6 protein-coding genes are annotated in these 8,053 nt (G+C 71.7%); 2 read left to right on the top strand and 4 right to left on the bottom strand.

All coding sequences use genetic code 11. From position 1 onward, the window contains the following. Positions 1 to 155: 155 nt before the first annotated feature. Entirely contained in the window at positions 156 to 731 is a 576-nt protein-coding gene (locus HMPREF3086_RS01815; protein ID WP_061229576.1) for a hypothetical protein, read from the top strand. A gap of 60 nt (positions 732 to 791) precedes the next feature. Here HMPREF3086_RS01815 and HMPREF3086_RS01810 read toward each other — a convergent pair whose 3' ends face one another. The 4 genes from HMPREF3086_RS01810 to HMPREF3086_RS01795 are packed head-to-tail and all read right to left on the bottom strand — an operon-like array spanning position 792 to position 6,661. Continuing rightward, a complete protein-coding gene (locus tag HMPREF3086_RS01810) occupies positions 792 to 1,181 on the bottom strand; it encodes an MmcQ/YjbR family DNA-binding protein (protein WP_232303155.1) in 390 nt (129 codons plus the stop codon). A gap of 16 nt (positions 1,182 to 1,197) precedes the next feature. Beyond that, positions 1,198 to 3,768: a GNAT family N-acetyltransferase gene (locus HMPREF3086_RS01805; RefSeq protein WP_070719871.1), complete on the bottom strand. Its 2,571-nt coding sequence runs from the start codon at positions 3,766 to 3,768 to the stop codon at positions 1,198 to 1,200. Beyond that, positions 3,765 to 5,165, bottom strand: a complete 1,401-nt coding sequence (locus HMPREF3086_RS01800) for a lysine N(6)-hydroxylase/L-ornithine N(5)-oxygenase family protein (protein WP_083324234.1) — start codon at positions 5,163 to 5,165, stop codon at positions 3,765 to 3,767. Before HMPREF3086_RS01800 ends, HMPREF3086_RS01805 begins: the two co-directional genes overlap by 4 nt. After that, positions 5,162 to 6,661 carry a pyridoxal phosphate-dependent decarboxylase family protein gene (locus HMPREF3086_RS01795; RefSeq protein ID WP_070719869.1) on the bottom strand — a complete coding sequence of 500 codons (1,500 nt, stop codon included), beginning with the start codon at positions 6,659 to 6,661 and terminating at the stop codon, positions 5,162 to 5,164. Before HMPREF3086_RS01795 ends, HMPREF3086_RS01800 begins: the two co-directional genes overlap by 4 nt. Positions 6,662 to 6,884: 223 nt before the next feature. On the opposite strand from HMPREF3086_RS01795, the gene HMPREF3086_RS01790 reads away from it, so the two are divergent. Continuing rightward, positions 6,885 to 7,994, top strand: coding sequence for an iron-siderophore ABC transporter substrate-binding protein (locus tag HMPREF3086_RS01790; RefSeq protein ID WP_083324232.1), 1,110 nt, complete (start codon positions 6,885 to 6,887; stop codon positions 7,992 to 7,994). The last annotated feature ends 59 nt before the right edge of the window (positions 7,995 to 8,053 follow it).

Genomic DNA, 8,053 nt, shown 5'->3' with positions numbered 1-8,053 from the left:
TTCTACGTCCACGTGTTCGACACCACAAGGCCTACGTGGGTGGAACTGAGAAAGACCACGCATTGGCAACGACGCTTCGGGGGCTCGAGATTTATGGGACCCTCATTAACTGATCGGGGGAGACCGCCCGACGCACCGGAGTTCGGAGGCTCACCATGACCAAGTCAATCGCGTACGTCGGCGCACTGGCCGCGGCCCTGCTCGTCGCCTCGGCGGGCACTGCAGCAGCTCAGAGCTCTGATCCTGCGGACACCGGCTCGATCCCGGGCTCCGCGGCCGCCGATGGCGAGAACGGTACGGGTGCCGAGAGGGGCAGCGGTGCCGGCGCCGAGGACGGCGAGACCGGCCAGCTGGGCGAACTCGGTGAGCTGCTTCCCGGCTCGGTCACGGGGTCGCTGCCCGGCTACGCCTCGGGGCCGCTCGGTTCCGCGGCCACCTTCGCCTGCAACGTCGGCAGCGCCGCCGGCCTGGCCGCGAATGCGATCGGGGCCCCGCTGCAGGTGCCGGTCGGCGTGATCTGCGCGGTCCTCAACCCCGCTGCACGGTCCGCCGACGCCCTGCTGGCAGGAGACGTCGACGGATCGGTCAGCGCTGTCCTCAGCGGAGTGCCGCTCGTGGGCGGCTCGTTGGCGGATCAGCTCGACACCTCGTCGGCCACCGAGTCGGTCAAGGGATCGGTGGGCGAGCAGCTCGGCTCGCTGACCGAGACGTCGTTGTCGCCTGCGAACTGAGCCGAGACGGCGAGAGCCCGCGCCGGACAGCGGCCGCCGCGCCGACCGGCCCAGCCGCGGTCAGGCCCGCTGGCCGCGGCCGAAGGTCTCCGGCTCGACGGGCTGCTGGCCCTTCGGCAGCCCGGCCACGACGAGACGGTAGGACTCGGTGACGAGCTCGTCGACCATCTCGGCGGTCAGGGTGCCGCCCGGATGCAGCGAGATCCAGTGCTGCTTGTTCATGTGGTAGCCGGGAGTGATGTCGGCGTGCGCGGCGCGGAGGGACATCGAGTCCGAGGGCAGCGCTTTGAGGATCACCTGGGGCTCGCCCTCGACCTTGGCGTGGAACATGAACATCTTGCCGCGGACCTTGAACACGTCGAAGTCCGGGCCGAACGGGAACTCCAGGGTGGACGCCGGAAGCTCACGCGCCCTCGCGGCCGCGCACTTCTGGAGTTCCCGTCCGTTCACACGGTCGACGCTACCGTCACCCCACGGGTGTCGGGTCGTGCTGCCGGCGCGGTGCCGCATCGCCGCGAGCGCCGGGCGCCGCGCCCTGTCGCCCCGTCGCCTCGTCGGCCGTCTCCCTGGAGCGCGCGGCGAGCGGGTTCGCCAGCGTGCCCGCGAACTGCAGAGAACCGGCCTGATCGGTCAGGGCCACCATTTGCCTGGTGTTGCGCAACTGCAGCCGGTTGAGGCACGAATGCTTGAACCGCGGGGCGAACAGCGCCTCCCAGGTGGGACGGTGCACCTCGCCGTCGTCGCCGTCGTCGCCCGCGTCACCAGGGGCGAGGACCTCCAGGCACCGGCGCGTCTCATCCCAGAACGCCTCGGCGTCGAGCACGCCGGCGGTGTCGAGGATCGCGGCGAGGTGGCGCAGCACCCCGTCCATCACGTCGGTCTGGATGCTCAGGGCGGCGGTCTCGGCGTCCAGGACGTGGCGGACTCGTTCGATGCCGTCGGGCAGCGGCAGGTCGCGCACCATCGCGACCTCCTCGCCGATGTCCTTGAACAGTGTGCGCCGCGGAGTGTGGTCAGGGCCCAGAACGACGATGACGTTCTCGCCGTGCGGCATGAACACGAGCCCGTGCGCGAGGAGGCAACGGGCGACCGGCAGGACATAGGCGTCGAGCAGCGCGCGTAGCCACGTGCGGGCCTCGTGGCCGGAGCGCTCGAGGTGTTCGACGGCGAGGGCACGCCCGTGCAGGTCCACGTGCAGCATCGAGGCCAGCGTGACGGCCCGCTCGCCGTCGGCCAACCGGGGGACCGGGCTCTCCCGCCACAGAGCGGCGATCATCTTGGTGTGCGGACCCGCGTCGGACACGCCCGCGGCGGCGGCCCGGTGATAGGCGTCGCCGGTGTAGCCGACCGCGGCGACCTCGCGCAGGACCCCGAAGTCGAGCGCCCGCAGGACGGGGTCCGAGTCGACGATCCCGGCCACCCAGTCGTTGACCGCCGGGGTGTCGTGCATGTACTTCGGTGACAGGCCGCGGGTGAAGCCCATGTTCTGCACGGCCAGGGCGGTCTTGACGTAGCCGCGCTCGGGGCGGGTGACGTCGAAGAACGTGCGCACGGACTGCTGCGGCCGGTACTCGCTGTCCGACTCGCCCAGGTACACGAGGTCGCGGCGCGCGAGGTCGGGGGCGAACGCCACCGCGATCTTGTGCCCCCACTGCCACGGGTGGACGGGCAGGACGCGGTATCCGGCGGGGTCGAGCCCGAGCGCACGCAGCCGGTCGTCGCACCGCTCGAGGGCCTCGGCGCCGAACTCGCGGGCGTAGAGCTCGTCCTCGTCGAGGCCGGCGACGGTGGCCAGGTGGCTGAGGTCGCGGCGCGCGGCGAGCCACACGAGCCGGACCGTCGAGCGGGACTCCGGCGTGTAGTGGTGCCTGTCTGTCAGTCCGAGGCCCACGCGGCCGTTGTTGGCGACGAAGCCGGGGTGGCCCTCGGTCATCGCCCCCTCGACCTCCTGGAGACCGGACTCGGCGAGCTGCTGCGCGGGTCGGTCGCGATGGTGCAGGCAGAACGCGGCCGAGCCGAGCGTCGCGGCGATCTCCTCGAGGTAGACGCCGAGCAGCGTCTCCGGGATCCCCAACTCCGGCGCGAGCGAGAGGATGAGCTCCTGCGCGTCCGGTTCCGCCGGCGCTCCGTTGACCTCGCGACGCAGCGACGCCTCGTCGATCGCCCAGTGCTCCAGCGGGAGCACGCGGGCGCGGAACGTCCACCGCTCGTCGCCGGCGCGGACCGTGTAGGTGTCCGTCGCGGCGTCGTGGACGGGCGCGAGGAGCCGTTCGTGGGAGAACTCGGCGAGGGCCTTGACGCACAGGTGACGGTGGGCGCGGCGCATGGCGTGACCGGTGAGATGAGCGTGACCGGTGAGGTGCGCATGTCCGGCGTGGGTATCCGACGACGACGACGAGATCACCCGCGTCCCGGCGCCGATCTCCGACCCGCGGAACGCATCGGCGGTGCAGAAGGAGAGCAGTGCCGTCTTGTCGGGCAGGTCGACCGGGCCCGCCTCGCGGAAGCCGGCGCGGGCGTTGAGCCGGTGCACGGCCGTGTTCCGGATGTCGGGCTCCACGACCACCCGGCGGGCCGGCGAGCGGCCGATCATCGGGACCGCGAAGGCCGTGGAGCAGATGGCGCCCATGACCGCGGCCGTCGTGCCGGGGACCGGGGTGCGGGTCGGCGCGACGAGGAGGTGCATGCCGAAGTCGCCGGGCTCGTGCGGGTACCGGCCGTCGAGCTCGACCTCGGCGGGGTCGTAGAACACGGCCAGGCCGACGCGGAGACCGTCGATGCGGACGATGAGCACCCGCCGGTGCGGGTCCGACGACCAGTCGACGAGGAATTCCTCGACCTGCGACGGCGTCGACCCCCGCATGCCCCAGTAGACCGAGCCGGGATGGTCGAGCCAGGCGTGCAGCGTGCGGAGGGCGTCTGTGCTGTCTGTGCTGTCTGTGCTGCTTCCGAGGACGAGCGGCTCGAGCGTGACGATCCCGGCCGGGGTGTGGACGGTGCTGACCGGGGTAGGGACTGTGCTGACGGGGTGGCTCATCGTGCCTCCTGTTGCCGGGTGGTCGGCGAATCGTGGGCGGGGGCGGGCTGAGTGGGGTCGGCGCCGCCGGCAGGAGCCCCGAACTGCTGGAACGCGATCGACGTCTCGACCGGGTAGACCTCGCGCCCGCAGATCGAGCGCAGGATGATGCTGTTGCGCATCGCGCCCATGCCCAGGTCCGGAGCGGTGAGCCCGTGCGTGTGCTCTTCCGCGTTCTGGACGTGGATCGTCGAATGCGCACGGTCGACGGTGTGGTCGCGGGCCACGCGGTACCGGCCCCGCTCGTCGCGGTCGATCTCGTCGGCGATCCCGTCCAGGAACCGCGGCGGGGTGGGGGAGTAGCCGGTCGCCAAGACCAGCCCGTCGGTGTGGTGCGTCCAGGGCCGCCCGGTGTCGGCGCAGCTCAGGTCCAGACGCAGCGCGCCGGGCGAGTCGGCCCCGCGGACCTCGCGGGCAGCGCCGTCCAGGGTGGTGGCCGCCGCGAGCAGGCCGCTGGGGAGGCCGTGGACCGAGCGGCGGTACAGCAGGTCGTGGACTCCGTTGACGAGCTCGGCGTTGATGCCCTTGTACAGCGAGCGCTGCTCCCGCAGCATCCGGTCGCGCCGATCCGCCGGAAGCGCGTGGAAGTGGTCGATGTACTCCGGCGACGTCATCTCCAACGTGAGCTTGGTGTACTCCATCGGGAAGAACCGCGGGGACCGCGTCACCCAGTCGATGCGCGGCCCGTCGGCGCCGGCGGACGAGAGCAGATCGTGGTAGATCTCGGCGGCCGACTGGCCGCTGCCCACCACCGTCACCGATCCCAGCGACAGCAGCTCGTCCCGCCGGTGCAGGTACTCGCTCGCGTGGAGCGCCACCGCCCCGTCACCATCCAGCGGCCCCCGGTCGATCGGCGCCCACGGGGTCGTCCCGATCCCCAGCACCAGGTGCCGGGCGCGGTAGGTCTCGGTGCCCTCCGAGGTGATGGCGGTGACCCGGTAGACGGGCGCCTCGTCGTCGTCGCCCCGTTCCTCTCGACGGACGTCGACCACCTCCCGGCCCCAGCGCAGGCCGCCGACCCGTTCGGACGCCCAGTGGCAGTAGGCGTCGTACTCGGCGCGCAGCGGCTGGAAGTCCTCACGGATGTAGAAGGGGTACAGGCGCCCGATCTCCTTGAGGTAGTTCAGGAACGAGTACGGCGACGTCGGGTCCGCCAGCGTCACCAGGTCGGCCAGGAACGGCACCTGGATGGTGGCGTCGTCGAACATCAGCCCGTGGTGCCACGCGAAGCCGTCGCGCGCGTCGAGGAAGACCGCGTCCAGCCCCAACGGCTCGGCCAGGCACGCCAGGCCCAGGTTGAACGGGCCGATCCCCACGCCCAGCATGTCGTGGATGCGATCGGTGGTGTTGGTACTCACGTCAACACCCCCGCGGTTGTGGCCTCGCGCATCCCGGCGGCCAGGTACCGGGCCGCGGAGCGGACGTCGGCCAGGACGGCGGCGACGTCCTCGTCGGCGAGAGTGGGATCGAGGACGGTGAGCTTGAGGCACGGCCGCCCGTCCACGACGGTCGCCGCGACGAGCGAACGGCCCTCCGCGAACAGGGCGTCCCGGATCGGGCGGACCAGGGCGTCCGACTCGTCGTCGGAGACGGGCCGCCCGTCCGTGGCGGCCGGGCGGGGGCGGAACAGCACCGTCGACAGGGCCGGCACGCGGACCAGCTCGAGCTCGGCGTCCGCCTCGACGGTGCGGCCGATGCGCGCCGCGACGTCGATCGCGCTGTCCAGCAGCCGGCCGATCCCGGCCGCGCCCATCACCCGCAGCGTCATCCACAGCTTCAGCGCGTCGAAGCGCCGGGTCGTCTGCAGGGACTTGTCCACCGCGTGGTCATCGCCGTCGGCGGGGTTGAGGTAGTCCGCGCTCACCGTGGAGTGCCGGAAGCCGGAACCGGCGCGGAGCAGCAGCGCCGACGCGGCGACCGGCAGGAAGAAGGTCTTGTGGAAGTCCACGGTCACCGAGTCCGCCAGCTCGATCCCGTCGAGGAGATCGCGGCGGGTGGGGGAGACCAGCAGCCCGCCGCCGTACGCGGCGTCCACGTGCATCCACACGTCGTGTCGGCCGCAGACCTCGCCGACAGCGCGCAGCGGGTCGATCGCGCCGTGGTCAGTGGTGCCGGCGAGGGCCACGACGGCCGCGACCTCGTGGCCTGCGTCCGCCAACGTGGACAGCATGCGGTCGAGGGTGGCCGGATCCATCCGGTCGCCGTCGCCGGGCAGGGTCACCACGGCGTCCGGGGCGAGGCCCAGCAGGCGCGCGGCCTTGACGACGCTGAGATGGGCGTGCTCGCCGGTGACGATCCGCAGACCCGGCAGTCGCGCGCAGCGGTCGCCGGCGTCGTCGCTCCCCGGTGCCGGCCGACTGAGCCGGTCCTCGCGGGCGGTGAACACGCCCTGGAGGTTGGACGCGGTGCCGCCGGTCGTGAACACCCCGTCCGGGCGCTCGGACTCGTCGAACCCGATGAGATCGGTGACCCAGTCGATGAGCCTCTGCTCGATGAGGCACGCGGACGTGCCCTGGTCCCACGTCTCCACGGCGGTGTTCACCGACGTCGCCAGGGCCTCGGCGGCGACGGCGGGGATCGTGATGGGACAGTTCAGGTGCGCGAGGTAGCGCGGATGGTGGTAGCCCACCGCGTGGTCGAGGTAGAGCTCGCGGACCTCCTCGAGCGCCTTGTCGAGAGTGCCGAGCGGGGCGGACAGGTCGACGGCCGCGGTCTGCGCGGCCAGCGCCGACGGCGACGCCGGGGATCGCGGCGTGGTCCGACCGTCGAGGTACCGGCTGACCTCGGCGGTCGCCGCCGCCAGGGCCGCAGCGTGGGCCTCCCGGGTCTCGCTGCTCAACAATGGATCGTTCACGGGTACTCCGACCTACTCGGGGACTTCGGTTCCGGCGAACGCTAAGCAGGTTAGGCTTACCTAAACAACCGGTGGGTGAGATGAATCACTTTCTCGCCCAGCGAATGTGGAAATCTTTTTCGTGACCCTTGCGTTATGGCGCGCCTCACCCCTACTGTGGCGCCTGGCTAGGTTAGCCAAGCCTAACTAGTCACAAGTGATCGTTTCAGTGGACGGAGATCCCATGACCGCACCTGCCCGGCGTTCCCGACTCGAGGCGGCGGTGACCGACTCGGCCCGCCCACGGGCCCGGGCGGTGCTGTTCGTACTCACCGCGCTCGCGGCGATGCTGGCCCTGCTCGCGGGCTGTTCGACCGGATCCGTCGACGGGGGCGGCGAGTCGGCCGACACGACCGGCGTCGAGCGGCAGGGCGAGTTCCCGCGCACCATCACCCACGCCTACGGCGAGACGGAGATCCCGGAGGCCCCGCAGCGCGTCGCCACGATCTCCTGGGTCAACGCCGACGTCTCCCTGGCGCTCGGCGTCGTCCCGGTCGGCATGCCCCGCAACTCGTTCGGGGCCAACGCCAACGGCTCCACCGACTGGTTCGACGCCGAGCTCGAGGCGGTGGGTGGCGAGATGCCCGAGCTGTACTCCGAGACCGACGGCATCAACACCGAGGCGATCGCGGCGCTCGAGCCCGACCTCATCCTGGGCGCGTACTCCGGCATGACCGCCGAGGAGTACGAGACCCTGTCCAAGATCGCGCCGACCATCGCGATGCCCGAGGGCGACGGGCCGTTCGGCACCGCCTGGCAGGACTCGACCCGGCTGATCGGTGAGGCGCTCGGCCGCAGCGAGGCCGCCGAGGAGCTCATCACCGAGGTGGAGGGCCAGATCCAGCAGGTCGCCGAGGACAATCCGGCCATCGAGGGGACGACCTTCGTCTGGGCGACCGTCGACCCCGAGGCCGCGGAGAAGATCTACGCGTTCACCGACGTCGACAACCGCCCGCGCTTTCTCACCCAGCTCGGGATGGAGCAGGCCCCGGTCGTCGCGGAGGCCTCCAGCGGCTCGCCCGACCAGTTCGCCGTCACGTGGTCGCCCGAGCGCGCCGACGAACTCGCCTCCGACATCCTCATCACCTATGCGACCTCGCCCGAGGTCCGGCAGGCCATCGAATCCGACCCGCTGCTCGGCCGTATCCCCGCAGTCGAGGCCGGCCGGATGGTCGTCCAGACCGACGAGCAGCAGGTGCTGTCGATCTCCGCGTCGTCCCCGCTGAGCCTGCCGTGGGCCCTGGAGAACGTCGTCCCCGACATCCTCGCCGCCGCCCAGCAAGAGCAGGGCTGACGCCGGTGACCGGCCCCGCGACGCTCACGACCGCGCCCGCCCCCGCGGCGGGCGGGCCG

The organism is Dietzia sp. HMSC21D01 (assembly GCF_001815995.1).
Classification (GTDB): domain Bacteria; phylum Actinomycetota; class Actinomycetes; order Mycobacteriales; family Mycobacteriaceae; genus Dietzia; species Dietzia cinnamea.
Note: the sequence above shows the minus strand (reverse complement) of the source record. Positions and strands in the feature narration are given on the sequence as shown.